The organism is Heliomarina baculiformis, from assembly GCF_019966545.1.
Classification (GTDB): domain Bacteria; phylum Pseudomonadota; class Alphaproteobacteria; order Rhodobacterales; family Rhodobacteraceae; genus Heliomarina; species Heliomarina baculiformis.
In genome coordinates this window covers 1-26,590 of sequence record NZ_JAIMIC010000019.1, presented here as the reverse complement: position 1 = coordinate 26,590, position 26,590 = coordinate 1, and the positions used below count along the sequence as shown (strand labels likewise).

19 protein-coding genes and 1 riboswitch are annotated in these 26,590 nt (G+C 58.1%); of the genes, 11 read left to right on the top strand and 8 right to left on the bottom strand.

The genetic code is table 11. The annotated features are described in order from the left end of the window. The first annotated feature begins 127 nt into the window (after positions 1-127). From htpX to MF268_RS23785, 7 genes are all read left to right on the top strand, one after another. The gene (gene htpX / locus MF268_RS23815; protein WP_238373218.1) at positions 128-1,063 is read left to right on the top strand and encodes a zinc metalloprotease HtpX; all 936 of its coding nucleotides are present in this window, start codon (positions 128-130) and stop codon (positions 1,061-1,063) included. A gap of 90 nt (positions 1,064-1,153) precedes the next feature. Next, on the top strand, positions 1,154-1,642 hold the full coding sequence (locus MF268_RS23810) for an RNA pyrophosphohydrolase (RefSeq protein ID WP_238373217.1): 489 nt from the start codon (positions 1,154-1,156) through the stop codon (positions 1,640-1,642). A gap of 117 nt (positions 1,643-1,759) precedes the next feature. Then, positions 1,760-1,856, top strand: a riboswitch (TPP riboswitch). Positions 1,857-1,892: 36 nt separating this feature from the next. Beyond that, entirely contained in the window at positions 1,893-2,870 is a 978-nt protein-coding gene (gene thiB, locus MF268_RS23805; protein ID WP_238373216.1) for a thiamine ABC transporter substrate binding subunit, read from the top strand. Then, a complete protein-coding gene (locus MF268_RS23800) occupies positions 2,846-4,411 on the top strand; it encodes a thiamine/thiamine pyrophosphate ABC transporter permease ThiP (RefSeq protein ID WP_238373215.1) in 1,566 nt (521 codons plus the stop codon). Before thiB ends, MF268_RS23800 begins: the two co-directional genes overlap by 25 nt. Further along, positions 4,398-5,090 (top strand): thiamine ABC transporter ATP-binding protein, encoded by a 693-nt coding sequence (locus MF268_RS23795; protein ID WP_238373214.1) that lies wholly within the window; start codon positions 4,398-4,400, stop codon positions 5,088-5,090. Before MF268_RS23800 ends, MF268_RS23795 begins: the two co-directional genes overlap by 14 nt. 70 nt (positions 5,091-5,160) lie before the next feature. Then, a complete protein-coding gene (locus MF268_RS23790; RefSeq protein ID WP_238373213.1) occupies positions 5,161-7,164 on the top strand; it encodes a CocE/NonD family hydrolase in 2,004 nt (667 codons plus the stop codon). 83 nt (positions 7,165-7,247) lie between these two features. Next, a complete protein-coding gene (locus tag MF268_RS23785; RefSeq protein WP_238373212.1) occupies positions 7,248-7,940 on the top strand; it encodes a TetR/AcrR family transcriptional regulator in 693 nt (230 codons plus the stop codon). A gap of 42 nt (positions 7,941-7,982) precedes the next feature. Here the strand turns inward: MF268_RS23785 and MF268_RS23780 are convergent, their stop codons facing one another. The 3 genes from MF268_RS23780 to MF268_RS23770 form a co-directional block, all read right to left on the bottom strand. Then, complete coding sequence (locus MF268_RS23780) at positions 7,983-8,927, bottom strand: calcium-binding protein (protein WP_238373211.1); 945 nt, start codon at positions 8,925-8,927, stop codon at positions 7,983-7,985. A 254-nt stretch (positions 8,928-9,181) separates the two neighbouring features. Further along, the gene (locus MF268_RS23775) at positions 9,182-12,382 is read right to left on the bottom strand and encodes a type 2 periplasmic-binding domain-containing protein (protein WP_238373210.1); all 3,201 of its coding nucleotides are present in this window, start codon (positions 12,380-12,382) and stop codon (positions 9,182-9,184) included. 312 nt (positions 12,383-12,694) lie between these two features. Continuing rightward, the gene (locus MF268_RS23770; RefSeq protein ID WP_238373209.1) at positions 12,695-13,510 is read right to left on the bottom strand and encodes a MipA/OmpV family protein; all 816 of its coding nucleotides are present in this window, start codon (positions 13,508-13,510) and stop codon (positions 12,695-12,697) included. A 183-nt stretch (positions 13,511-13,693) separates the two neighbouring features. On the opposite strand from MF268_RS23770, the gene MF268_RS23765 reads away from it, so the two are divergent. Beyond that, the gene (locus MF268_RS23765) at positions 13,694-14,695 is read left to right on the top strand and encodes a SphA family protein (protein ID WP_238373208.1); all 1,002 of its coding nucleotides are present in this window, start codon (positions 13,694-13,696) and stop codon (positions 14,693-14,695) included. 6 nt (positions 14,696-14,701) lie between these two features. Here MF268_RS23765 and MF268_RS23760 read toward each other — a convergent pair whose 3' ends face one another. Continuing rightward, positions 14,702-15,016 (bottom strand): DUF3775 domain-containing protein, encoded by a 315-nt coding sequence (locus tag MF268_RS23760; protein ID WP_238373207.1) that lies wholly within the window; start codon positions 15,014-15,016, stop codon positions 14,702-14,704. 246 nt (positions 15,017-15,262) lie between these two features. Here MF268_RS23760 and MF268_RS23755 point away from each other — a divergent pair, with 246 nt between their 5' ends. Beyond that, positions 15,263-16,084, top strand: a complete 822-nt coding sequence (locus MF268_RS23755; protein ID WP_238373206.1) for an ion transporter — start codon at positions 15,263-15,265, stop codon at positions 16,082-16,084. Positions 16,085-16,253: 169 nt separating this feature from the next. Here MF268_RS23755 and MF268_RS23750 read toward each other — a convergent pair whose 3' ends face one another. Then, positions 16,254-18,017 carry an FG-GAP-like repeat-containing protein gene (locus MF268_RS23750; RefSeq protein WP_238373205.1) on the bottom strand — a complete coding sequence of 588 codons (1,764 nt, stop codon included), beginning with the start codon at positions 18,015-18,017 and terminating at the stop codon, positions 16,254-16,256. A 1,080-nt stretch (positions 18,018-19,097) separates the two neighbouring features. On the opposite strand from MF268_RS23750, the gene MF268_RS23745 reads away from it, so the two are divergent. Continuing rightward, entirely contained in the window at positions 19,098-19,964 is an 867-nt protein-coding gene (locus MF268_RS23745) for a calcium-binding protein (RefSeq protein ID WP_238373204.1), read from the top strand. Between the two features lie 340 nt (positions 19,965-20,304). Here the strand turns inward: MF268_RS23745 and MF268_RS23740 are convergent, their stop codons facing one another. Further along, positions 20,305-20,877, bottom strand: a complete 573-nt coding sequence (locus tag MF268_RS23740; RefSeq protein WP_238373203.1) for a recombinase family protein — start codon at positions 20,875-20,877, stop codon at positions 20,305-20,307. 510 nt (positions 20,878-21,387) lie between these two features. Next, positions 21,388-22,383 (bottom strand): DUF677 domain-containing protein, encoded by a 996-nt coding sequence (locus tag MF268_RS23735; RefSeq protein ID WP_238373202.1) that lies wholly within the window; start codon positions 22,381-22,383, stop codon positions 21,388-21,390. Between the two features lie 568 nt (positions 22,384-22,951). Here MF268_RS23735 and MF268_RS23730 point away from each other — a divergent pair. Continuing rightward, the gene (locus MF268_RS23730; protein WP_238373201.1) at positions 22,952-24,832 is read left to right on the top strand and encodes an ATP-dependent nuclease; all 1,881 of its coding nucleotides are present in this window, start codon (positions 22,952-22,954) and stop codon (positions 24,830-24,832) included. 479 nt (positions 24,833-25,311) lie between these two features. Here MF268_RS23730 and MF268_RS23725 read toward each other — a convergent pair whose 3' ends face one another. Continuing rightward, positions 25,312-26,076 (bottom strand): thermonuclease family protein, encoded by a 765-nt coding sequence (locus tag MF268_RS23725; RefSeq protein ID WP_238373200.1) that lies wholly within the window; start codon positions 26,074-26,076, stop codon positions 25,312-25,314. Between the last annotated feature and the right edge of the window lie 514 nt (positions 26,077-26,590).

The following is a 26,590-nucleotide window of genomic DNA, read 5'->3' as shown; positions in this document are numbered from 1 at the left end:
TTCTTTCAGGTATTCTAGGGAAACGGCGCCCATTAACGGCAGGGACATGCCTGCCGATATTGTGCTGACACGGGCCGTTCCTATATTTTTCCTGTCCCTTGCGGGGACGAAGTCTGGAGATCGAAAGATGGGATATGTCAAGACGGCCATGCTGATGGCGGCGCTGACGGCGCTTTTCATGGGGCTGGGCTATTTGCTGGGCGGTACCGGCGGCGCGCTGATCGCGCTGGTCGTGGCGGCTCTCATGAATGTCTTTACCTGGTGGAATTCCGACAAGATGGTCTTGCGGATGCATAACGCCAAGCCCGTCGCGTCGGGGGACCGGCTTGGTCTTAACGATCTTGTGGCGCGGCTGGCCGAGAATGCAGGGCTGCCGATGCCCGCCGTCTACCTGATCGATACGCCGCAGCCGAATGCCTTTGCCACCGGGCGCAATCCGCAGAACGCCGCCGTGGCGGTGACCTCGGGGCTGATGCAGAGCCTGTCGCGCGAAGAGCTGGCCGGCGTCATCGCGCATGAGCTGGCCCATATTCGCAACCATGACACGGCGATCATGACCGTGACAGCCACCTTTGCCGGTGCGATTTCCATGCTCGCGAATTTCGCGCTGTTCTTTGGTGGCAGTCGAGAGCGGATGGGGATTGTCGGCACGCTCTTGATGATGTTCCTCGCGCCGCTTGCGGCGGCTTTGGTGCAAATGGCGATCAGCCGCACCCGGGAATATGCCGCCGACAAGGCGGGGGCGCAGATCTGCGGTCAGCCGCTCTGGTTGGCCTCGGCGCTGGAGCGTATCCAGCAGGGAGCCTCGCGCATCGACAATGTCGCCGCCGAGAACAATCCCGCCACGGCGCATATGTTTATCATCAATCCGCTGCATGGCGGCGGACGGGACAAGCTGTTTTCGACTCACCCCGCGACTGAGAACCGCGTGGCGGCGCTGAAGGCGATGGCGGCTCAAGGTTATGGTCATGAAAGCGTGCCTGAATCGGTGGCATCGCGGTCCTCCATTCCTTCGTCCGGACAACGTCGGGGACGTGGCAATGGCAACGGGCCGTGGCGGTAAGCCGCTGACGCTTGCAACGGGGCCGGGCTTGCGGCAGGTCTGGGGCGCAGATTAACGCGTCAGATCAGACCGCAGCGGAAGAGGCCGACCATGACCCCGGAAGAGATTGCCAAACTGCCTTACCGGCCCTGCGTCGGAGTGATGCTGGTCAACGAGTTGGGCGAGGTTTTCGTCGGCCAGCGCCGGGACCGCGATCAGGACGCCTGGCAAATGCCGCAGGGCGGGGTCGACAAGGGCGAAGAGGCCCGCGATGCGGCGCTGCGGGAGCTTTGGGAAGAGACCGGGGTGACCTCGGACCTTGTCGAGATCATCGGCGAAAGCGAGCTGTGGCTGCCCTATGACCTGCCGCATGAGCTGGTGCCGAACATCTGGAAGGGCCGGTATCGGGGGCAGGAGCAGAAATGGTTCCTGATGCGGTTCACCGGCGAAGATGCGCAGATCGATATTGCCACCGAACATCCCGAATTCTCGGAATGGCGCTGGCTGCCGGTGGCGGATCTTGTGCCCAATATCGTGCCGTTCAAACGCGAGGTTTATGAGCGCGTGGTCGAGGAATTCGCGCCGCTGCTTGGCGGATAAGGGCACGGAAAACCGCGGTGATCCCCGTACACAACCTGTACACACCCTGTGCATCGCGCGTGCAGCGTTTCGCTGATTGCGCCCCCCTTGTAGCTGTTGGCCGCAGGGCATAGGGTGCGACCTACCTCGGGGGGCCAAGTGGCTGAGATGCGCGAGCAGACCCGTTGAACCTGAACCAGTTAGCACTGGCGGAGGGAAGGTATGGACATCGCGCCACCCCTTGCCCTGTCGCCGCAAAAGGGAGGATGCAATGAAGTATCTTACATTTGCAGCGGGCGTATTCTGTGCCACGGGTCTTGCCGCCCAGACACCGGAACTGACCGTTTACACCTATGACAGTTTCGTCTCGGAATGGGGTCCTGGCCCGCAGATCGAAAAAGCGTTCGAAGCCGAATGCGGCTGTGATCTGAAATTCGTCAGCGCGGGCGATGGTGCTTCGCTGCTGGCGCGGCTCAAGCTTGAAGGGGCGCGCAGCGATGCGGATGTCGTGCTGGGGCTGGATACGAACCTGATGGCCTCGGCCGAGGATTCAGGCCTGTTCACGCCAAGCGAGGTCGATGTCGAATACGACCTGCCCGTCGCATGGGAAAGCGATACATTCGTGCCCTATGACTGGGGCTATTTCGCCTTTATTCACAACAAGGGCGTGACCCCGCCGCAGGATTTCCTTGAGCTTGCGAAGAGCGACATGAAGATCCTGATTCAGGATCCGCGTTCCTCGACGCCGGGGCTGGGCCTGCTGATGTGGGTCAAGGCGGCCTATGGTGAGGACGCCGCGCAGGTCTGGGCCGATCTGGCGGATAATATCGTGACCGTGACCAAGGGCTGGTCCGAGGCCTATGGGCTGTTTCTGGACGGCGAGGCCGACATGGTGCTGAGCTATACCACCTCGCCCGCCTATCACATCATTGCCGAAGACGACGACACCAAGGAAGCCGCCGCCTTTGATGAAGGCCATTACATGCAGGTCGAGGTTGCCGCAAAGCTGGCGGCCAGCGACCAGCCTGAACTGGCCGAACAGTTCCTGCAATTCATGGTGACGGATGCTTTCCAGTCGGTGATTCCGACGACCAACTGGATGTACCCGTCGGTGATACCGGGCGACGGTCTGCCCGAAGGGTTCGAGGGTCTGGTCGAGCCGCGCAAATCCCTGCTGCTGCCCCCGGCAGAGGTGCAGGCCGCAAGGGACGAGGCGCTGAATGAATGGCTGACCGCGCTCAGCCAGTAATCTCTCCGGTCAGCGGCAGGCCCGGGCTGGGCGCGGCGGCAATGGTCGCCGTGCTGATCCTTGGCCCGTTGCTGGCCGTTTTCCTGCGGGCCGAGGCCGGCGCGGGGCTGGTGCGCGCCGATTGGGCGGCGATCCGGTTCACCGTCTGGCAAGCAGTGCTTTCGGCGGTGATCAGCGTGGTGCTGGCCGTGCCGGTGGCGCGGGCGCTCGCGCGGCGGCGGTTCGCCGGGCGTTCGGTCCTGATCACGCTGCTGGGCGCGCCGTTTATCCTGCCGGTGATTGTCGCGGTTCTGGGCTTGCTTGCCGTGTTCGGACGCAATGGCTGGATCAGTCAGGGCCTTGGACTGATGGGCCTGCCGCCGGTACAGGTCTACGGGCTGCACGGTGTGGTGCTTGCCCATGTGTTCTTTAACCTGCCGCTGGCGACGCGTCTGATCCTTCAGGGCTGGCAGGATATTCCCGCCGAGCATTTCCGGCTTGCCGCACAGCTTGGTGCCGGGTCGCGGGTGATCTGGCGACTGATCGAACGGCCGATGCTGGCGCGGGTGGTGCCCGGTGCGCTGGCGGTGATCTTTGCGATCTGCCTGACCAGTTTCGCGGTGGCGCTGACCTTGGGTGGGGGGCCGCGTGCCACCACGATCGAACTGGCGATCTATCAGGCGTTTACCTTCGATTTCGATCTTGGCCGCGCGGCGTTGCTGTCGGTGGTGCAGATCGCGCTGACTCTTGGCGCGGCGCTGATCGCGCTGCGTGTCGCCTCGGGCGACGGGTTGGGCGCGGGGCTGGATCGGCCCGTGCAGCGCTGGGACGCCGCGGGGCGCGGGGCGCGTATACTCGATAGCACTTTGATCGTGGCGGCGGGGCTGTTCCTGCTGCTGCCGATGCTTGCCATCGTGGCCGAGGGCGTGCCGGGGTTGCTGCGCCTGCCCGCAAGCGTTGGTCGCGCGGCGCTGGTGTCGCTGGGCGTCGCGCTGGGCAGTACCGCCGTGATGCTGCTGGTTGCCTTGCCGATGGCGCTGGCGATTGCGGCGGGGCGTGGGTCGGTCGAACTCGCCGGTCTGTTGGGCCTTGCGGTGTCGCCACTGGTGATCGGTACCGGGCTTTTCCTGATCGTGAACCCGATTGCCGACCCGTTTGCGCTGGCCCTGCCTGTGACGGCGGGGGTGAACGCGGTGATGGGCTTGCCCTTTGCGCTGCGTATTCTTGTGCCCGCCGCGCGTGAGGTGCTGTCGGTGCAGGGGCGGCTGGCGCTGAGCCTGAACATGCGCGGGCTGACCTTTCTGCGGCTGGTGATCCTGCCCCGGATGCGGCCGCAGATTGGCTTTGCCGCCGGGCTGGTCGCCGCGCTGTCGATGGGTGATCTTGGGGTTATTGCACTTTTTGCCGAAACCGATGTGGCGACGCTGCCCCTGCAGATTTACCGGCTGATGGGAGCCTACCAGATGCAGGCGGCCTCGGGCGCGGGGCTGTTGCTGCTGGCGCTGTCGGTGGGGTTGTTCTGGGTACTGGATCGTGGAGGGCGCTGGCATGTTGCAGCTTGAACAGGTGCGCATCGACAATGGCGGGTTCGAGATGGACGCCGATTGGGCAGTCGAGCCCGGCGAAAAGATCGCGGTCATCGGGCCGTCTGGCGCGGGCAAATCGACCCTGATCGGGGCGATTGCCGGGTTTTACCCGGTGATCCGGGGTCGGATGCTGTGGCAGGAGCAGGACATCACGGCAGAGATTCCGGGAGAGCGCCCGGTGGCGATGCTGTTTCAGGACGGCAACCTGTTTCCGCACCTAAGCGTCGCGGAGAATGTCGGTCTGGGGCTGCGCCCTGACCTGCGGCTCTCGGCGGCCGAGAGGGAACAGGTGCGTCAGGCGCTGGGACGGGTCGGGTTGCAGGGGATGGAGGAGCGCCGACCTGCTGCGCTTTCGGGTGGGCAGCAGAGCCGCGCGGCGCTGGCGCGTGTGCTGGTGCAGGACCGTCCGCTGCTGTTGCTCGACGAACCCTTTGCGGCGTTGGGACCGGCGCTGCGGCGCGAGATGCTTGATCTGGTGCGCACGCTGGCGGACGAGACGGGCAAGACGCTGCTGATGGTCAGCCACGATCCCGACGACGCGCGCCGGATCGCGGATCGGATCATACTGGTCACCGAGGGCCGCGCCGATGCGCCTGTTGCAACCGGTGAAATACTGGCCAATCCGCCCGAGGCGCTGCGGCAGTATCTGGGCTAGATCCGGGCAACGTTGCGCCCTCGCGGGGCCTGTGTCATTCAGCGGCAAATATCCGAAAGGAAGCCGTTACATGGACCGAAACCTGCCCAATCTGCACGAAGTCAGCGAGAGCCGCCACGTAGAGATCACCCTCCCGGACGGGTGTATTCTGGCCGCGCGGATCTGGCGGCCGGCGGATGGCACGCCGGTGCCCGCGATCCTTGAATACCTTCCCTATCGCAAAGGCGATGGGACGCTGTATCGCGATGCGGTGCGCGCGCCTTACATCGCAGCGCGGGGCTATGCCTATGTGCGGGTCGACATACGCGGCACTGGGGAATCCGAGGGGCTGATGGTCGATGAATATACCGCGCAGGAATTGCAGGACGGCTGCGACATCATCGGATGGATGGCGGCGCAGGACTGGTGCGACGGAAATGTCGGCATGGTCGGGATTTCTTGGGGCGGTTTCAACGGCTTGCAGGTGGCGGCGCTGCAGCCGCCCGCGCTCAAGGCAGTCGTGTCGGTTGCCTCGACCGACGACCGCTATGCCGATGACGTCCATTACATGGGCGGCACCATGGTGGTCGATCAGATTTCATGGGCGTCGAACATGTTCGCGATCAATACCCTGCCACCGGACCCGGCTCTGGTGGGCGACAAGTGGCGCGACATGTGGATGGAGCGACTGAAGGGCTCGGGACTGTGGCTGAAGAACTGGCTTGAACATCAGCGCCGCGATGAATTCTGGAAACACGGCTCGGTCTGCGAGGATATCTCGCGCATCAAGGTGCCGGTTTATGCGGTGAGCGGTTGGGCGGATGGCTATTGCCGCACCGTCTTCCGGCTGATGGAGACGTTGCAGGGGCCAAAGAAAGGGCTGGTCGGGCCGTGGTCGCATAAATACCCGCATATCGGGGTGCCCGGACCGGCGATTGACTGGGCAGCGGAGGAGTTGCGCTGGTGGGACAAGTGGCTCAAAGGGCGCGAGACCGGGATCATGGAGGAACCGCAACTGCGGCTCTATATGCAGGATCATGCGGCGCCGGCAGGCTATTACACCCATCGCGAGGGGCGCTGGGTGGAGGAACCGTCGTGGCCCTCGCCGAACGTGACGCGCACCCCTTACGCGCTGGGCGCGGATGGGGTTCTGGGCGGTGAGGGCGGCGGGATGCTGTCGATCCGGTCGCCGCTGGAGACCGGGCTTGCCGGGGGCAAATGGTGTTCCTACGCCAAGCCTGGCGATCAACCGGTGGATCAGCGGCGTGACGATGCAGGCTCTTTGGTGTTTGAAACCGAGCCGCTGGCCGAGGCGCTGGAAATCGCCGGGGATGCGGCGCTTGAGCTGACCTTCACCGTGGATCGCCCGGTTGCGCAGGTGGCGGCGCGGCTGGTGGATGTGGCGCCGGATGGGGCGGCAACGCGGGTGAGCTATGGCTTGCTGAACCTCACCCATCGCGACAGCCACGAAACGCCGGAAGAGCTGGTGCCGGGCGAGGTCTACACCGCGACTGTGCCCTTCAAGCATGTGGCACAGACTTTCCGGGCGGGGCATCGGCTGCGGCTTTCGATCTCGACCAGCTATTTCCCGATTGCATGGCCCGCGCCGGTGCCCGTGACTCTGTCGGTCGATACCGGGGCCAGCCGGTTGATGCTGCCGGTGCGGGCGATCCGCCAGGAACCGACGCCGCGCGATCTGGGCACGCCCAAGGGGGCGCCGCCGATGGACGCTGAGACCCTGTCGCCTCCCAAGTTCGACTGGCAGGTGATCGAGAGCCTTTCGTCCGGGGAAGCGCGAGTGGTGATTTCCGAGGATGAGGGGCGTATTCGGTTTGCCGACAGTGGTTTGGTGACGGGCGCGCGGGTGGTCGAGACATACGGGTTCAGGGGCGACGACTGGCGGTCGTTCATGGGACATGTGGTCTGGGACATGGAACTGTCGCGTGACGACTGGCATATGACCAGCCGGACTGAAACCGAGATCACGGCGACGGCGAGCCACTTCCAGATCCGGGCGCATCTCGTCGCGAAAGAAGGCGAACGGATCGCGCATGAGGAAAACTGGGTCTGCGACATTCCGCGTGACATGCTGTAAGCGGAAGATAGCCGTCGCCCAATCAGCGCTTTATCGTACCGGTTGGTTCGATTATGATCCCGTTATCCGATCTGGGGGGATCAATGGCGGAGAAACCGGCAAACACATCCCGTTGCGAGGGTGATGCGGCGGGCAAGGTGAAGACCCGCTACCGTCGCCATGCGGCAGGAGAGGACCCGGCCAAACGGGGCCAGATCCTGAAGGGCGCGATGCAGTGCTTTATGGAGAACGGGTTCGACGCGACCAGCATGAACGAGGTCTGTCGTGCGGCGGGCGTGTCCAAGGGCACACTCTATGTCTATTTCACGGACAAGGTAGATCTTTTCGAGGCGCTGGTCGCGGAAGAGCGAGACCGGATGTTCGAGGGTATCGAAGCCCTGCTGAAGCAGGATCTGCCGTTGCGCGAGAAACTGGTGCTTTTCGGGCGGCTCATGGTCGAGGTCCTGTGTTCGGACCGGGTGATCCGGTCGCAGCGGATCGTGGCCGGGATTGTCGAGCGGATGCCCGAAGTCGGGGCGCGTTTCTACGATGTGGCGGCGCGGCGGAACAATGCCTCGCTTGCCGAACTACTGGAACGCGAGAGTGCCGCCGGGCGAGTGGATATTCCGGATATCGACCTTGCCGCGAGCCAGTTCTCGGAACTGGTCTGTGCGGGCATCTGGCGGGCAAGACTGTTCGGGAAAAGGGAAACCCCGCCGTCAACCGCCGAGATAGAGACGCTTGTGCAATCGGCGGTGGCGATGTTCCTGCGCGCCTATGAAAAGCACGCGGGGTGACGGCAAGGACAGTCGCGTGCTGCCCTTGCCGGTTTTCAGATATCAGAAGATGAAGTCGTTCGCCGACAGGTCGTCGAGGCTGGTGTCGAGCAGGACGATCAGGTTGTCGCCATCATCGCCAAAGTCATAGACGATCTTGTTGCCACGCTCGACGGCGGCGGAAAGGAATTCGTCAAAGCTGGTGGCTTCGCCATCGAAGTTCGAGAAGTCGAGGCTGTCGCGGCCCGAAGTGAAATCGGTGATCTTGTCCTTGCCGATGTTGTCCTCGAAGACGAAGGTGTCACGTCCCTTGCCACCGGTCAGCACGTCCTTGCCCTTGCCGCCGATCAGCGTGTCGGCACCTTTGCCACCGATCAGGGTGTCGTGGCCGTTACCGCCGTCTAGCGTATCGTCGCCCTTGTTGCCCTTGAGCGTATCGCCGTTGCGGCCGCCCTTGAGCACGTCGTCGCCAGCACCGCCCTTGAGCACATCGTCGCCGCGCTTGCCGGTCAGGACGTCGTCGAAACGGTAGCCCTTGAAGCTGTCATCGCCATTCGCACCGGTAAAGTCGACGCTGTCGGTTTTGATGTAACTGGCGAGGAAGTCGGAGCGGTCGGAACCATCGTCAGACATGCCGAAGAAGCCGTAGATCATGTCATGGGCGTCGTCTTCGTTGCTGATTTCAGGATCGAAAGAGACGCTGTAGTCGCTTTGGTCAAGCGCAAGGGCGCTGTTCGAGAGCGTCGCGCCATAGCCGAGATCGACGCCGCTGACCGGGCCGGACAGGGTGTGGGTGGTCATGCTGTAGACGATCTCTCCGCGCAGGATATAGGCCTGCGAGGTCGGGTCGGCGGTACCTGTGATGTCGGATTCCGCGCCCGCGTAATCGCCCTGAAGCCCGTCCGAAAAGGTGCCTCGTCCTGCCGGGGTGAACGCGGCATCGAAGGTATCGAGATATGCGAGAAAATCGGTAACGCTGTCGTTGCCGGTGGTGATGGTGATGGTCATGGCGTCTCCTGTATGGTCAGCGCCCTGATCGGTGGGGGAGTGCCAGCGACGGGAACGGACCGAAAACCTGTTTTGCCCGCGTTGCGAGGCTTTACTGAACGGGCTGGGTTCCTGTCGCGACCATCTGGGTCGCGCGGCTGGACCGCCGCCTTGCGGGGTCCGTGCCTAGCTGCTCACCGGTTACCGATTCTGACAATTTTTGTCAAGAATATGTCAGGAATTATTTGCGCCTGTCTTGAGCAGAGGCCGAAAAGCTATTGCGTGGCGATTTCATCCGCATCTTCAGGCGGTTGGCCCTTGACGGGCGGTGTCTTCTGCCCCTGTGATGACAAGAAACGGTCAGGGCTGGAATAGTGGTATTCCTGATCCACCGCATTCAGCAGAAAGAGATAGGCAAGCGGGCGCGAGAAGCGCTGGCCGGGAAAATAGGTCTCGAACAGGCCCTTGGCCTTGGTGCTGTGCGAGAAGAATTCGTAGATGCGCTGCTGCACGTGCTGGATCAGGTCGGGATCGTTCTTTGATACCAGCAGGGCATAGGGCTCATAGGAATAGGCCTTGTCCTTGACCCGGATCTCGCTACCGGGGCAGGGCCGTCCCGAGCGTCTCCACGCGCGGAGCTTGGCCACGATGATGTCGCGGTCGCCAAAGTAGATCCGGTGCGGGCGGCCTTCGCGTTCGCTGCAGAACCAGCTGATCGCATCGTTGTGCAGGCTCATCGCGCAGAAGACGTAATGCGGGTCAACCGGTTCAGGCGGGCCGAGGGTTTTCTCGGACCGGCTTGCGCAATCGGCCACCGGGTTGGCCGGATCGGAGTCGGATATCCCGGCGCAGGGGTCGATCGAATTTCCCTGTGGGTCGCTGCGGTTCCGGACATCGAAAAGGTCGATTTCGCAGGCCTGCCGGACAATTTCCTCGGAGGTCGTGTCCTTGATGAATCCGAGATAGGTGGGGCCAAGTGCGCTGCCGCTGCCGTCGCGTTCAAGGTAGGACACGCCCGAGGTGAAGACGATGGGCGAGAAGATCCCGTCATAGTCCCTTTCCTCGAGCCCGGCAGGGCGCTGGTAGCGCACGGTGATCGGATCGCAGATCACATCCACGCCCGCCGTGTCTGGATCGTCGGTGTCGGGGTCGAAACGTCGTGGCGGCGCGCCAGCCGGAGGCGGGGCCTTCAGGCGCCTGATGCGGGTATCGGCGGTGATCCGGGTCTGGTGAACCACGTATTTGCTGCTGTTGAAGATGTAATGGCAGAGGTCGGCGATATAGCCGATGTACTGCGAGTCATCGTCGCCGGATTCCATCCGGTAGGAGAATGGCTCGGCATCTTCGCGAAAGCCGAGCAATATGTCGATCCGCTGTTCGCGGTCATCCGCCTCTGCACCGGCCGGTGCCGGGACTAGGCTTGCGAGGCTCAGCGCGAGGGCTGCGGCGGCAGCGGCCTTGGCGGCGAGAGCAGCGTCGGGGCCGGTGGTTTTCCTTTCGGGGACGGCTTCCGTTGTGCGATGGGCACGGGCCCATGCGAAACAGACCACAAGGAAGGGCAGCAACGTGTACACGAGGTAATCGAGACCGAAATATTCGTAGAAGCAGGAGGTAAAGCCCTTGCCGGTTGCGCCTGACCCGCGGAAGAAATCAAAAAGGTAATATTCGCCGTAGACCATATCGCTTTCGGTGCAGGAATAGGTTGCATAGGCTTGCTCGGTCGCGTCCCATGACAGGGACCACGCGGCGGTGATCCCGTAGTAAAGCGCGACCGTCACCAGCGCGTTGAATACGGCGACGGTGATAATCGCGCCGGAACGGGTTGGCTTGGGCGACCGCGCCCATTCCACGACAAAGACCGCGCAAAGCGCCTGCACCACGCCGATCGGGGCGTATGAGGCATAGTAGAGCACGAAAGGTGTCGGCTGGCGCAGAAAGTTGAAGAACAGCTCGCGCTTGTCCTCGGATATCACGACGGAGGACAGGAAGGCGGTGCCTACCAGCCCGAGAAGCGCGATCACGCCCGCGATGCAGATGATGCGGATCACCTGCGACAGGATGCGGTAGGACAGGCGCAGCGGCACCATGTTTGTCCATCTTTGCCGGGGGCTGAGCAGGGCGCTCGTCCCGCGATGCACCTGATGATCGACGAGGAAGAAGCGCCAGTACATGACGGCTGTGATCGGGAACAGGAACAGCGAGGCGGTCTTGAGAGTCTCGACCGTGGCGGTCCAGAAGATCAGCGGCGGGCTTGGCGGCTTCCATGTCAGGGTGGGGTGCAAGTGCTGCCAGATGAAAATCGCATAGGCCACGCCGACCAGCAGAAAGACGGAAAAGGCAAGGTTTCGTTCCAGCCCCGGCGCGGCGTGCAGCTCCGGGAAGGTTTCGCGCAGAAGCCTGCGCAGGTCGGGGTTCAGCACCGCGTCGAAATCGCCGTCACGTTCCGCATAGACGGTAAAAAGCGAGGCCAGCTCATCGCGCAGTTTTTCCATCTTTTCGGTGGCTTCGCGGAATTTCTTGCGCAGCATCTGCTGGTGCGCGGCGAGCGCGTCGGTATCCTTGGATTTATGGCGGGCGATGCTTTCGCGCGAGGGTTTCTCGTAATCCTGAACGATGAGGCTTTCGAATTCGCCAAGCAGGCTCACCGCCTCGGCCATCAGCTCTTCCTGCAGGGGGGCGAGTTTCTGGCGGATGCCGGTTTCGGGCCAGTTGCCGATGCGCTCGTCCTTGAGCCATGACACCATCAGCTCGATCTCGTCGCGCCGGTTGTAGAACTTGATCGGGTCTTCGGTGACGCCGAAATGGGTATGTATCCAGGCGGGCACCTCTTCGGGCACCGGTTCGACGCCATCTTTGGTTTCGCGCCGCAGCATCGGGGTTTTGTCGTAGTAACCGCCGCTTTGCAGCCGGGCGATGAAATTGCGCGTATGCGCCTCGATCCTTGTAGGGATGCCCACAAGCTGGTGGGTGGCGATGCGCAGCCATTCCTCGGGGACCTGCAGAATGCGGAACAGCGGCAGGAACCCGGCAAAGCCAAAGGCCAGCGTCAGCGGCCAATTTGGATTGTCGAGGTCGATGTTGCTGGTGTCCATCTGGATACCGGCCACCGGGCTCATGTTGAGCAGATGAAAGATAAGCTCTCCGAAAAAGGTGAGGCTGAGATAGACGAAGAGGATGCAGGAGACATAAACGAAATAGGCGCGCCCCATCGGGCTGCGGGCGCGCAGGTCGGTCGGTGCCAGATGCTGCATCACCCGGTAATCGAGCGACTTCTGATCGTAGGAATGTTCGCGAAATCGCCGCCAGGCAAAGATCATGATAATGATCGACCCGGCAATGAATGCGAAAACGAAATCCCAATTAAAAGTCAGGCCAGAAAAAGGGACATCCGGCGCGAGTTCATTCTTGAGAAGATTGTCATTCCACAAAGAAGGAACAAGCCCTTCGGGCCAGATGTCCCTGAAAGCGTTTTCCATTTAACCACCCCACTGCGATGAAATAGCTGTGGGAACCTAATTATAACCAGCAATCATCCGCATTTCTGCTGTTTTGGATTACACGGATTACCCGCCTGAGCGCCCCCGCCTGCGACTGTAATTGACGCTGCAGCAAGAACGGTAACCACGAACAATGCGATAGAAAATTTCTTCATGATTCCCTCCAAATACTATTACAGCATACCAAATTCCGCCGAAAATTACAACTTTAGGTAATTCTGGCTTGACTTGAGCAACTTGAGCGGGATTTGCGCTTGCGATCCGACAGTTTAGGGAAGCTGGACCCACGGGTCACCACGCACGGGCGACGCCGATCCCGAAGAAAAGCTGGCCTGCGGATTCCGTTGCGGGGCTGTTGGCGGCATCGTCGATCAGGCGGCTATAGAGGAGGCCGGCGCCGACTGCCCATTCCGTGCTGACGGGCTGTACAAAGTAGATCGATGCGCGAATGTCGCGCCAGCCGGAACCGGGAAGGAACTCTCCGATCCCGATCAGGGCAGCATCGGTGGCGTCGACGCCGAAATAGGTATTCATGTACTGCCCCGACCCCCAGCTTGCGGCCAGACCGAGACCGAGCGCCCCGTAGCGGCCCGCTGGCAGCCAGCGGCGGATGCTGACATCGGCGACATGGCCATCATGTACGCCGGTGACGTCCTGAAGGATACCCCCGGCAAAGCGCCAGCGGTTTCTCGGGTCATCGCTGCTGGTTTCAAAAGCGACAAAGCCACCGAGATCGAGCGACATCGAGATATCGGAAAGACCGCTTTCCGCATCCGAGCGGCCAAAGCGCAGGATACCGGCGGGGCCGATGCGCCAGTTCGGATGGTCGAGCAGGTTGATGCTGAGGTAGTTCGCTTCGAGGCTGGCATATCTTTCGCCGAAATTCAGCCGCCCGGCGGGTGCGATGGCCCATGTGTTGTCGTCAGCCCCCGCGTATCGTGGCCCTGCTCCGATGCCGAGCGCGAAGAATTGGGGGAAGCCCGGAATCTCGATCCCGTTCCCCTCGGCATGGGCGGCTCTGGTTAGGCAAAGCGCCGCCGCAAGAGCAAGACCGCCGATGACGGAACAAGTGGCGCAAGCCTCGCGGCGGTTGTGTGAGATGCTCATGAAAACCTTTTCAACGGGGCGGTTTGCGGCTGCGATGATTCAAAAAGATTGCCGAATGTCGGGGACATATTTACAATTCTAGGTTGAGTGTGTGTGGGGTTCAATGCGCTTGTCCAACGTCTTGCTGCGCGGTTGCCGGTCTGGTGCGGGCAGCGGGTTCATCTTGTTGAGTGGGAGTTAGAAATGTCTGTCACGAACAACCAGTTTCATCCGCCTGTGCATGTCGGGTCCGGGCTTCGGGCGCTGGGCCTTTGCGGCGTGATTGCTGCGGCCACCTTAGCGCCCCAACGGGCTGTTGCGGTCGAAGGCGGGGCCGGGTTCTATATTCTCGGGTCACGGACCACGATGGGCGGGGCGGTGCCACCGCCCGGCACCTATTTCATGCAGCAGTTCTATGGTTTCGATGGCAACTCGACCACGAATGTCACTGGCGCCAACGGTAATCTGTTGCTGGATTTCGACGCTTCGGCCTTCGTATCTTTGTCGACGGTGATCTGGGCGCCTGACATGGCGCCGATCATGGGCGGACGCCCCTATTTTCTTGCGGTTCTGCCGGTTGGGAACAAGTCGGTTTCCGCGTCGGGAATTGTGACCGGTCCGGGCGGAGGGGTTTTGTCGGGCGCGGTCAGTGACGACAATACCGTGATCGGCGATCCGGTGTTGGGTGGCGGGCTTGGCTGGGGCGCGGGGCCGTGGTTCAGTTCGCTGAACGTGCTGGTGAACGTCCCGGTCGGCGAATACGATGCGTCGCGGGTCGCCAACGTCGCCTTTAACCGCTGGGCCACGGATATCACCGGTGCGCTCACATGGATCGATCCGGCCAGCGGCTGGCAGGCGGATCTGGCGCTGGGCGTTACCTTTAACGGCAACAACGACGACACCGATTACCACTCGGGCGACGAGTTCCACCTGGAAGCCGCGGTGATGAAGACCTTTGCCAATGGCCTTTCGGCGGGGCTTCAGGGCTATTATTGCGAACAGATCAACGGCGACAGTGGCAGCGGTGCGGTGCTTGGCGATTTCGAAGGTCAGGTTTCGGCCATCGGTCCTGCCATCGCCTATACCGCCGAGATCAGCGGCATCCCGGTCAGTTTCGAAGCGCGGTTCTTCCACGAATTCGACGCGAGAAACCGGATCCCCGGCGACACCTTCCTGTTCAACGTCAGCTTTCCGCTGGGGCTGTGAGCCGGGTCAGAGGTCGTCTTCCTCGTCGGTGACGTCGATGCCGAGCTTGTCGAGCGCGTCTTCGAGATGCTCGGCTAGGCTCGGGATGCCCGAGAGGTAGCGCTCGGTCGGGGCGGAGGCTTCGAGCCGGGCCTCTTCCTTGGCGTCTTCCAGTTCCTCGGGTTCGAACGAGCCGCGTCCGATCCACATCAGAGCGACGAGGTTCAGGTTCTCGTCATCGTTCAGGCCCGAGATATAATCCGCGAGCTTGACGCTGTCGGGACCGTATTCCCGGGTGAGCGCGATGACCCTGACGACTTTTCCGGTGCTGATTTCAAGCATGATGACCCGCCTTTTCCCAGGGCAGCATGTTGCGCGCGCCCCGTGATTTCAGAACAGCACAGGGGGCGGTGACGTTCAAGGGCGTGCGGTGAATGCCCGGTATGTGAGAGTAGGGGAGCGTAAACGAAGATTTTATGCCGATCGGCGGGTACAGACCGTGAAGGATCATGGTCTTGTCAGCTCATCTTGTGTATCGGGCGACCGAAAGCTTCCCGTTGCAGAAGACACCGAAAGACAAGATCAGGCATGACCGATTTTTCCCGTCCCACTCTGCGTGAGCGCGCCGCGCAATTCACCGACAGTCGCGCGTTTCAGAACTTTATCCTGTTCGTGATCCTGTTCAACGCGGGCATACTTGGCCTCGAAACCTCTGACACCGCCATGCAGCGGGTCGGGCCGTTGATCAAGCTGTTGGATCGTATCTGCCTTGTCATTTTTGTCGTGGAAATCGGTCTTAAGTTCTTTGGCCGGGGCCTCGGGTTTTTCCGGCGCGGGTGGAGCGTTTTCGACTTTGTCATCGTCGCGATTTCGCTGATCCCGGCCGCACAGGGGCTGAGCGTGCTGCGTGCTCTGCGCATCCTGCGACTGCTGCGCGTGATCTCGATGGCGCCGTCGTTGCGACGGGTGGTCGAGGGGCTGTTCAAGGCGATCCCCGGCATGGCCTCGGTTTTCGTCCTGATGGCGGTGATTTTCTACATCGGGTCGGTGATGGCGACCAAGCTGTTCGGCGACAGTTTCCCCGAGTGGTTCGGAACGCTGGCCCAGTCGGGCTATACCCTGTTCCAGATCATGACTCTGGAGAGCTGGTCGATGGGGATCGTGCGTCCGGTGATGGAGCAGTATCAGCAGGCGTGGCTGTTCTTTGTCCCGTTCATAATTGTGACGACTTTTGCGGTGGTGAACCTACTGGTCGGCCTGATCGTGAACTCGATGCAGGACGCGCATCATGAGGAAGATAGCGAAAAGACCGACCTTTACCGGGACGAGGTTCTGGCCCGCCTTGCCGAACTTGAGGCGCTGATCCGGTCGGAAAAGGACAGTTCCAAAGCGGACGCAGGTCAGCGCTGACCCCGTGCGTACTGCTCCGTTCGGGCGGGTGTGACGCGCTGCGGGTCAGGGCGATAGGATGGCGGCGCGGCGTTGGCCGAACTGTCTATTTGCCGCGCCTGACAAGGACGACCATAGAGGTTGGAAGAACCGCAACCTCGGCCATCAAACGCCCCTTGCCAAACCCCGATCAGAAAAGAAAGTCGCTTGCGTCGAGTTCCGACATATTTACGGATTTCAGAACGATCTTGTTCGTCCCGGCATCGATCACGACGTCGTCACCGTCCTGCGACATGTGGTTGTTTGACAGATCCCGGAAGTTCTTGATCGGCTTTACGCCCGACAGGTCGATGTCTTCCTTGTCGTTCAAAGCGTTGAAGTCCTTGATCACGTCCCGACCGAATTTACCCTTGAAGATAAAATCATCCGCGCCGCCAGAGCCGCGCATCTTATCGTTGCCCTTGCTTCCGACGATCCTGTCGTTGCCGGATCCGCCAATAAGGTTATCGTTCCCGTTCCCGCCGATCAGCACATCGGCCCCGCCATTACCTTTCAGGAGGTCGTCGCCGCCGCCGCTTTTGAGCTTGTCTTTGGATGACCCGCCGAACAGCTTGTCATTCCCGCCGCCGCCTTTCAGCGTATCTTTCCCCGATCCGCCAAAAAGCTTGTCATCGCCTTTCGCGCCTTTGAGCCGGTCGCGCGCAGCGCCGCCGCGCATGATATCGTCCGCCTGGGTGCCTGTCCGGTTGATTCCGGGCATAGCGGTTACAGAGATGTCCGCGCCATACTCGCTCATCGGGACCTCTGCGATGCGGAGACCGTCGCCCCAATACATGGCCGCAAAAACACTCTCAGCCTTCGGGTCGAGCGCATAGAACAGGTATTCATCGCCGCCCTCGTCGATTGTGTAATCGGAAGTGACGGTAATGAATCGCCCGCCGGTATTGATGTAGGACACCGGGCCAAAACCCGAGGACTGGCTGGTCAGAAGGTCGGTCAGCCCGTCGCCGTTGATGTCAGCGGGCTGGAGCCGCATGATCCATTCCTGCCCGGTATCGAACCCCGGCAGGAATGTGTCGGTTTCGTCGGTAAAGCTGCCATCGTCCTGCTGGATCAGGACCTGAATGGCACCGCCCTCGTAATTGTCCCCGGTCTGGCTGAACAGGATGTCGAGGCGTCCGTCGTTGTTGAGATCGGCGGTTTTGGTGCTGACGGTGATCGAGTCCTTCTGGAAGCGACCGATCGGCAATTCCTGTTTCTCGACAAAGTCCTGCGCGTCATCATCCCAGGTCATGACTCTGGAAACGGACCGCGCGTCCATACCGAGGATCAGCTCCGGTTGGCCGTCCTTGTCCAGATCAGCGATGTAGGATGACGTGTATTTGTACTGGAACAGGCCAAATAGTTTTTGGTCCAGTTTCTTGCGCTGGAACGTGCCGTCTCCGGCCCCGAGCAGCAGGTAGGGATCAATCTCTTTATTACCGAAAACAGTGCCGACATAGATATCCAGATTGCCGTCGCCGTTGACGTCACCGTGAGTGACCGAATGCGTGAAGTCCGAAAGTCCGGGCAGACTTTTAGTGGCGTCTGTAAAGCCGCCTCTGCCGTCCGAAAGGTACAGAAGGTTCGGTTCGCCCTCAAAAGGTTCGGTATCGTAGCCGCCCGCCCCAAGATAAATGTCGAGATCCCCATCGCCGTTGAAGTCGGCGAATTCAAAATCGCTGATGCTGTTCTGGACCGAGGGGCCGGGCAGCCGTTTCAGACTGAGAGTGCCGGTGCCGTCGTTATACAAAATGAACGGCGTTGTTTCGATTTTTTGCGTGGGAGGAAACGACCCGATGGTCACAACCACGTCCATGTCGCCGTCCTGATCTATATCGACCCCGGCCAAGTTGACTGTATCGGTTCCGCTAAGAAAGGATGGTTGGAAAATCTGTGCAGGATAGTTCGTCATATTATGCCGGTAGAGTAGCTTTTATACTTTGAGGCCTCTCTCAGAAGCCCCTTCAATAATTGAGGTGATATAGTTCACTCCTGACCGTGCATGGAATTGAGAAATCGGGCAAGAATTAATTGGATTTTTCCATTTGAGATCAGGTGCCGTTATTGATTTGAATTGTTAAAGTCTGATTAATTCACGCGTTCCATCCAAGTTGAAAGGGTGTGAATTCGGGTCGCTGTGCATTCGAATCTTGTGTCATGAACAAGCAGGAGCAGGCATGACAATTTCGAGCCCGCACCCGATTGGAAAGCACAGGCGGATGCGTCGCGAATGTCGTGGGGGATGCCTTGGCGCTGCAACTTCGTTGGAGTGATCTGCAACGCCACAAGCCGCGCAGATTGGTCAGTTTTCCGACGAAGCCCACAATGGCCGGTCCTGCCGCAGGCGTACCCTGCAGGTCATTGCTATGTTACGAATTTTCGTGATTTTTTGGTGCCCAGGAGAGGATTGCGTGTTGGAATTTTTATATTTTATATCAAAGTGTTAGTTCTTGGTAAAGTGGTCTTGTGGACTCATTTGTGGACCGGAGCGAGTGTCGCGAAGCGAGAGCTAAATATGGTTTTTACTCCTCGGAAGCGATTGAAGTTCCAAGTTGGCTTTGGCGGATGCGCTGTTCGTCGTAAGTTGTTGTAGTGTGTGACCGGTCCCGAATAAGCGATCCAGATCCAAAGTTTTCTTGCGTGGATCCCCTGCCGACAAGCCGACCTTGTTTTGCAACGGTTCCACCCGTCGTTTGCCTCCAAAACTTATTATCCTAGGGGCGAAGTTCCTTCCGGAGGCAGCTGGCCTGCGGTCAGTTTAGCTGTTCTGCCTTCTTCCATGTGGTTGAGGGAGGATGCTATGGGTTTGGATTATGAATCCACGACCCGGTGCGTTTCCGAGATTTCCATTGTAGGTAGCGCAAGTCCCTGTATAAGTTAAAAAAATGCGAGCGAATGGATCAGGGCTTGCGGAAATGACACAGCGTCATGTCTTGCTCCGGTTTCCTGTTCGCCTACAGGCTTTGACTTTGGTTCTTGAAAGGGTGCGAACTTGAAATTGACTATTTTTGACGGCCTCGGTTTTGGTTTTCGCCTGCGTGACACCATCTCTAATCCTTTCAAGGATGCGCTTGACGTTGATTACACTCGAATCAACGATGACGTTGCATATGGTGCTTGGGAGGGGTTCGCTACCGTTACTCAGTGGCAGCCCAACGGCAACTATTTTGGCAACGGGTTGATGTGGTGGCTGTTGCAAGAATTTAATTTGGTCGAAGATGCTCTGCCTTTCCAAAGCGTGATGTCCTACAACTTGGCTCATTCATCTTACAGCGGTTACTCGTATAGCGATTCCGACCTTTATCGAGATAACGAAGCTGATTTCATCTTTCGGGTGAACACGTCACATGATGATATTATCACCGGGAATAAATACCGAGATGTTGTCAATGCTGGTCGAGGTGATGATAGGGTCAGTGGGATGAATGGTAGCGACAAACTCATTGGAAATGCTGGTCGCGATAGCCTGTACGGCGACGATGGCAATGATAAGCTTTTCGGTGGGGGCGGGAATGATCTTCTAAGTGGTGGGGCCGGTCATGATGTCTTGAAGGGTGGTAAAGGGGATGACAAGCTGATCCTATCCGGAGGCAGCGACAAGCTATTTGGTGGTGTTGGTTCCGATACCTTTGCATTCAGCTTCTCTTTTACGACGGTACAGGGTCAAAAAGGAAAAACAGTTATAAAAGATTTTGATGTAGATGAGGATTATATCGATCTCGGCAATCTTGAAGATGTGCAATATGTCGAAGTGAACCGTGGCTTGGTGATTAAAGGCAATGCGAGCAATGAGTTTGTAAAGGTGCTTTTGTTGGATATCGAGCAGTCTGATCTAACCATAGATAATTACATTCTTTAGAGTCTCTTTTTGAGGCCTCGAACTGCTGATTAGTCAATCTCTCTAATATACTTGCGGCCTAAATGTCGCAAGTTTAGCCATTCCGATAGCTGTAAACGGTGTTCTGAAACTACTCTTGTAAGCATTTTTGTGGATGCCTCGTGTGTCATTCGGATTCTAAACAGCCGAGGTAATGCAACGCCAATTTAACGTCAAAAGGCGGTCATCCCTGGAGAGTACTCGGGAACCTGGTACGCGGTCGGTTCCCTGGGGGAGCGCTGCTAGGTCAGCGGTGCCAAAGCGAATGAACGCTCATGGCTTCGCTTTCGATAACATAAGGTAATGTGGTGCGTTTTTTTGATCAGTTTTGGCTGTCCACTAGAGTTTTGCCATTGTTAATGATCCGAAACACTGACCTCTCAGACATTCCAAGGCGCTGGGCGGTTTCCCGTTTGCCATATCCTTGAGCCAGCATCGCAAGGACTTCACTCGACCTCATTCGCGCTGTCGGTTTCCGGCCTTTGTACTTACCTTTAGCCTTGGCCTTTGCAATGCCTTCCCGTTGACGTTCCAGCATCATCTCCCTTTCGAACTGGGCCACTGATCCAAGAACGTTCAGCATCAGCTTGCCTGTGGCGTTCGATGTATCCAGTCCAAGGTCGAGAACACGTAGCCCAATCCCTCTGTCCGAAAGCCCCTCTACGATTTCTCCCAAGTGTCGAACTGAACGGGCCAGACGGTCCAGCTTGGTTACGACCAATAGGTCACCCTCCCGACAGAACCGTAGAGCCTCCTCAAGGCCCTCTCTGGGTGCAACAGAGCTTATCTGTTCCTCCCACACCCGTTCGCATCCAATGGCCCTCAGTGACTCTGTCTGGGCCTCCAAGCCAGCTTTCTGTTCAAGGGTCGAAGTTCGTGCATAGCCTACCAACATGGTACGCCCTCCTGTGTGTCAGTGATGTCTATGATTTTGTGGCGGACCGTCTGCCAAAATGCAGAACCGATCCATAAGGCGTACAAAGCGCCACCTTCAAAGACATGACACAGGGGCAAGGTCTATTGGCAGGTCCAAAGGCTCAGGGCGACAGGAAGTAAGAAAGTTTCTCCTCTACGGGAAGGGGGTGGGGGTTTGAGAAAACTGAGTTCAAAAATGGGGGCTATTGTTGGAGTTATTGTTTGTTTATTGATGAGTTTTCTTTGTTGCTGGAAGAGGCGTCGAACCTCCTCTGAGCTCGCGACAGTTAACCGTGAGCGCATCCAAGCTTTCATTTAAAGATTGTTTAGAGTGGACATTCGGGCCGAGCGCAGCAAACGTCGGGTTTGAAGACCCTCTACGACCTTACGACGCTGTGCAGCATTTGGCTCGAAGGGCCGTGCCTGATCGAGTGAAACAGGCCTGCAAATGAGAACCTGAAGGCCGCAGCAAAGTGGTACAGGCCCACCTTTAAAGCCAATAATTCGGGACTGCTCGCCTTGCTGGCATACCCCGCCTTTCAATCTTGGCAATTGACATCGCGATGGACTGTGCGGTTCCGTCCCGCTTTGCCCCAAGGGTGCTCATTCTTCTAGTGCCTTCGGCAACAGCAATTCCGAGTCCAGCTGTTCCGGCAGCGGCAAGTGGCCCGCCCCAATGTGCCCCTAGTGCTGCAAGGCCGATAGTTGACGCCGCCTCAAACGCGAAAAGTGTTCCAGCGGTGAAGCGTTCGCGGCCAATTATTTTCTTGATACTAGTTAGCTCTTCGTCGATGCGCCTTCGCACGTCTTCCAGGCGTTCGAGAAGTGTTTCTTGGTCTTTCACTTCCAAGTCCAAGTTTTTCTCTCTGGAAATGTCTTCAAGATATCGCCAGACCAGCCGCCGAACCCCCTCATATTCTTGGCGTATCGAAAAGAAGTCATGAATATTGCAGCTTCCTACATTGTTTGGAACAAACAAATCCATGGTGGTCTGCAGGAGCTTAAACCGATCTGCGCGATGCGTCTGGTCTCCGTCGAAGAGGTGATTTGTATAGTTGATGCCACCAAAAGTGATGCTTGGAAGACCATCAATCGTCGAAGCCTCGCGCGCCATTCTCGCCAACACGAAATCTGCTAAAATAGGATGGCACAAGACCCCGTTGTGCTCAATTACGTCACCGGTATCTGGGTTTCTAAAATGTCCGACTCGTAAGGCCATACCTTCAGAGAAGAAAATGTCGCGGAAATTCGGCGGGAATTTTTCCTCGGCAACATACTTCCAGCCTTTTTGAGACCAACGCACAGCTATCTCGTCGTCTTGACCTGAGCTTACCTGACCGTACTGGTCGAACTGAATCGGTGTCAGTTGCCCTTCTTGCGCAGTTTTTTTAACCAGCTTTGCAATAAGGTTCTCTGTCGCCTGCGCCACCCCATCTTTGTCCATCCACCCTGAATAACGGTATGTTGGATCTTTCATTTCGACCAAGTTGTCGTCCTTGCACAGGATCTCGGCGATATGCTGGCGACGCTGTACCCCGGATTGATCAACATTCGGAACAATCAGAGAAACCTTGTCGCAGAATAGAAGGAGCGAACGCAGCCGTTCTTGGCTTGGCGTATAATGCGGATAATAGAGCAGAGTTTCAATTCCTGTGATTTTCTAGAGTGGCCGAGCAGGACAAGGCGCTTTGGCTTCACTCTAAGACGATTGTCGAGCTGCGGAAACACCGTAACCCTTTTCCGGCGCCCGAAAGAGTGATGGGCGTGCCGTTTTTTGGATGGCGGACGCGTTTGGACGTCGGAAGAGAGGCTGGCGCAACGGATGAACGGTCCCAGCCTTGAACGGACGTGTTGCAGCCAACGTCACGCAGCGGCCCGTATCGAAAAATTTAAGCGAAGCCGTCATTCGCTGTGGGCGCGAAGAGGTCGGTAGCTCTCAACTAAGCAGACGTAGATGCGAGTTGTAATGGATCGCGCCAGATCGCATAAGTCTTTGCTATCATGTCGTGTTTGCTGCATCCTCCCAGAAAGTTCTAAAAAATAAAGGTTATTTCATGGTATTTCCTGTGGAGATCACTGCCAGCATTCAACTCACGGACGGTACGCAGAACATCTCCATCCACCTCCACGAAGGCATAACTGTTCTATTGGGGCCCAACGGTTCTGGAAAGACGCAATTGATGCGGGCCGCCAAGCGGAGTTTGGAACAGCTGATGAGACAGCAAGGGCCGAATGAAACACCGCCGGTGAACAAGAAAGTTCGGTTCGTCTCAGCCGGACGCATTGGAATGCTCGAACAGTATCGTGCAGATTTTGACGGCCACAGGTCCGGAAATCCACAATATGATGAAGCTCAGTATGGCTCAAAAAAAGATAGCTCTCGGCGGCACAAATACGAGACGCTGCAAGGTGACATCCTCACGCTCTCGCAACGGCCAGACATACTGGTCAAAATTCGTGAAAGACTGCGAAAGCTATTTAAAAGGGATATGCTAGTCGAATGGGACGCCGGGCGTTTGAAGCTCTCATTTTCGCGACTGGATGGGCCCAATTCCACCTACTCCTCTGGTCGAGAAGCATCTGGCCTAATGCATTTGGTTGGGTTGCTAACGTCAATATATGACGACGAAGTCGGAGCACTTATCATCGATGAACCTGAGGTGTCTATGCACCCTCAGTTACAAGCATTTCTATTGCAAGCGATGACGGATATCGCTGGATTTCCTGAAGTGGGGAACAACAAGAAGATCATCTTGCTATCGACACACTCAACGGAGTTCGTGAAGCTTGATAGCCCAAGTGACATTCCACAACTCGTCTTTTGCTCGGATTTTGGAGTGTCTCCTGTACAGATTGCACCAGATACCGGTGAACTCCAAAATCGGAAGATTCGGGAACTTGTCAGTCGGATGGGTCAGGAGCACAAGCTCTCGCTGTTCGCGAGATCACCCGTGCTCGTGGAGGGGCCTTCGGACGCGGTAATATGTGGGGCGCTCGCATCCAGGCTTAAAATCCACCTTGAAGCAGGCGGCTCTCAAGTGCTCCCTGTGATTGGGAAAGGCGAGTTCCCAGTGGTTCTCAAACTCTTCACGCTAATGGGCAAGGCTCCAGTGGTTCTCGCAGATTGCGATGGCCTCGCTGACGGAACAGAGTTGGTGAACAGTTTTTTGAATACGCAAGCTGGAAACGCAACGGCAACTGCTCGCGGATTTGGTTCAGGGACGGAACTGTCACGAAACGTCTACGGTGACTTCTGTGGCCTTGTGGAAAATTCTTGGGACGAGATTGCTCGAATAGCACAACAGACCGGCTACTATATCAACGGCGACCCAAGCCGCGAAGAACAACGCAGACGTCGTGCCGCCCTTGTAGCGCTTCTGTCCCAATCGGCTGAGCATTTGGCCGCGTTGCCAGAACACTGGTCGGCGATCCGAGCGCGATTGGATGTCCTGCTTTCCGTACTGGAAGAGTTGGGTTGCTTCATTCTCCGTCGGGGCACAATCGAGGACTACTACTCCAACACTGAGCTTACAGAGTTCATGACCAAGCCAGACGCGGCGGTCAACGAAGCTCTTAGCATCCAAGATGCATCAGAAGACGCACTAGAACAGGCCTTTGGTGACGCGATCCGTTGCCTGAGAGCTGCGTCATCCTCCAAAAAGCTGAACGAGGGTGAAGCCCTTCTTGACCTATTGCTTGCATGTGTCGCACCGCTTCAGGCACGGTTGAAAGCTGGAGCGAATTCGGGAGATGCCAATCAACTGGCGCGGACCTTTATTGGAGAAGCTGCTCAGCTCTTCGATTTCGCGTGGGAGGCAGATGCAATCAAAGTGGGCCTGCATAGCCAGATACTTGATGTCCAAGGCTTTCCCGTTTCAGTTAGAGTCGACGAAGACGCTGTGGAAGTGTGTTCCCGTATCCTACTGGACTCCTGAGCAAAAACCGTAACCTAGGAGCCAAGTTTTCACCGGGTAATGGTGCATATTTTGCCGTGGTTTGGTAACGTTTTTGCGTTGCAGGAACCGGATGCTTTTTCCACGTTGCGTGAATTTAGCAGTGTGCAAACTTCTTGCCCTGCAGCGAACGTCTCCTTGGACGGGCCGTAGCGCGGCATGTTAAGCTATCTTTAAACTGCGGCATTGGACCGGGCCTCGCCGGTCGGAGCATGCGGTGGTCCCGACTTTGCAAATTTCGCTCCCTGCACATCGCGGACTTTCATGCAATGCGCGGCGACGGTCGGCTGCACGCCCGACCTGGATACGCGGCTTATCCAGTTAGTTTACATGCTCTCAAACTCCACCGTCGGTGCGAAATGCTGCACAATCCACAGCTTGCTCGAAGGTCTCTTCAACTTTCCGGTCGGATTTTCGTTCTGGAGCTTAAGTTGCGGAAATGCGTTTCGAGAGGCACCAAATCAAATGGCCAAATCCTTGGAAAACTTGCACCGAGGATATCGTGAACATCCGACAAAGTTACCAAACCTCCCGCTACGCCTGACTTGATGCCCCGAGCAGCCATCATGTGGGCAAGCCTCAGGCTTCTCTAGCTCCGTCAGCAAGTCCGGTTGCTGTGTTGACTTTGCCGCCTTCTTGGACCGCTTTTTGAAATCCCAAGGTGCCTCAACGCTATTGGCCGACCAGATGCCTCTACGGTTGGCCTGAGCGTCTCTAAGAGCCCACAGATACCGCTCGTCCGGTCCAAAATGCTCCAGAACCCAGGCCCAGCCGTTTAGGACCATTTCCAGTTCCACATTCCGTGTGACGTTTACACCGCCACCGAATGAAGCGGCCCTGTGTCGACAATCCGTTTCGGCTTCGAAGTCGGCTGATGAATAGGTTCGTGTCAGGTATGGTACACAAACTATTCGCCCGTAAGCGTCGAACGAGCTTCCTACGTCCATCTTGGTCAGGACAGCTAGACGCAGGCTATGACCTCCAATGAGGCGGGTCAGGAAGTCCTTTGCCTCTTGGCCTCCGGGTTGACCCATCTCTGGTGCATCGATGAAGCCGAAGCGCACCGCAACCTCTGTGGTCTTGGTGCTCCCTGAACGGCCTTTCCAATTCGGAACTACAACCTTGGCTAGGATACCATCTCCATCAAAGATCCTGCTGACTTGCGCTTCGACGGTTGGTGCCGCTGGTTCTTCTGGAGCGATCAAAAGTGTTTCGATGTCGGTCATTCGGTCTTGGACGCAGTTGCATTTGTTTTGACGGTAGTTGCCGAAACGGGCTATTTCGTGGCGACGATCAATAGGCTTGGGCGTCCGGGTGGCGGACAGGATGGTATACGGACGTGAGCTAAGGAGGGTTTTAGAAGCCTTTTAGGCGGCCCACGCTTGCTTTAAATTGCCCAGCGCCGCTCTTAGCGTTCATAGTTATGCGAGTGCGAGTGGATATCCCTAAAGGCCGCTATAGCCATCAAGGCCGAACCAAGACACGGTGTTATCATGGTATCAATTGCCAGTAGGTTGATCCAAGGCTCCTTGTTAGCCTCTTTGAAGGGGTGGAAACTTCTGAACTGCTCTTCGGGCGCTCCGGGGTTATCGGCTACCGATCCCTTAGCGTTCATAGTTATGCGAATGGATTACCTATGGATGACTTTAAGTCTGCTTAAAGGGTAAGCCTCCGGGGGCGGCCGTCTGAACTTGTGTTCGCTCCGATGGTAAGTCCGCCCTTATGTCCGACTTTATCAAC

Bases quoted from the DNA above. Each gene is read 5' to 3' on its own strand.
- MF268_RS23795 (WP_238373214.1), top strand. From the start codon at position 4,398: ATGTTGCAGCTTGAACAGGTGCGCATCGACAATGGCGGGTTCGAGATG.
- MF268_RS23775 (WP_238373210.1), bottom strand. From the start codon at position 12,382: ATGGAAAACGCTTTCAGGGACATCTGGCCCGAAGGGCTTGTTCCTTCT.
- MF268_RS23810 (WP_238373217.1), top strand. From the start codon at position 1,154: ATGACCCCGGAAGAGATTGCCAAACTGCCTTACCGGCCCTGCGTCGGA.
- MF268_RS23790 (WP_238373213.1), top strand. From the start codon at position 5,161: ATGGACCGAAACCTGCCCAATCTGCACGAAGTCAGCGAGAGCCGCCAC.
- htpX (WP_238373218.1), top strand. From the start codon at position 128: ATGGGATATGTCAAGACGGCCATGCTGATGGCGGCGCTGACGGCGCTT.
- MF268_RS23730 (WP_238373201.1), top strand. From the start codon at position 22,952: ATGGTATTTCCTGTGGAGATCACTGCCAGCATTCAACTCACGGACGGT.
- thiB (WP_238373216.1), top strand. From the start codon at position 1,893: ATGAAGTATCTTACATTTGCAGCGGGCGTATTCTGTGCCACGGGTCTT.
- MF268_RS23770 (WP_238373209.1), bottom strand. From the start codon at position 13,510: ATGAGCATCTCACACAACCGCCGCGAGGCTTGCGCCACTTGTTCCGTC.
- MF268_RS23765 (WP_238373208.1), top strand. From the start codon at position 13,694: ATGTCTGTCACGAACAACCAGTTTCATCCGCCTGTGCATGTCGGGTCC.
- MF268_RS23760 (WP_238373207.1), bottom strand. From the start codon at position 15,016: ATGCTTGAAATCAGCACCGGAAAAGTCGTCAGGGTCATCGCGCTCACC.
- MF268_RS23740 (WP_238373203.1), bottom strand. From the start codon at position 20,877: ATGTTGGTAGGCTATGCACGAACTTCGACCCTTGAACAGAAAGCTGGC.
- MF268_RS23750 (WP_238373205.1), bottom strand. From the start codon at position 18,017: ATGACGAACTATCCTGCACAGATTTTCCAACCATCCTTTCTTAGCGGA.
- MF268_RS23725 (WP_238373200.1), bottom strand. From the start codon at position 26,076: ATGACCGACATCGAAACACTTTTGATCGCTCCAGAAGAACCAGCGGCA.
- MF268_RS23780 (WP_238373211.1), bottom strand. From the start codon at position 8,927: ATGACCATCACCATCACCACCGGCAACGACAGCGTTACCGATTTTCTC.
- MF268_RS23785 (WP_238373212.1), top strand. From the start codon at position 7,248: ATGGCGGAGAAACCGGCAAACACATCCCGTTGCGAGGGTGATGCGGCG.
- MF268_RS23800 (WP_238373215.1), top strand. From the start codon at position 2,846: ATGGCTGACCGCGCTCAGCCAGTAATCTCTCCGGTCAGCGGCAGGCCC.
- MF268_RS23755 (WP_238373206.1), top strand. From the start codon at position 15,263: ATGACCGATTTTTCCCGTCCCACTCTGCGTGAGCGCGCCGCGCAATTC.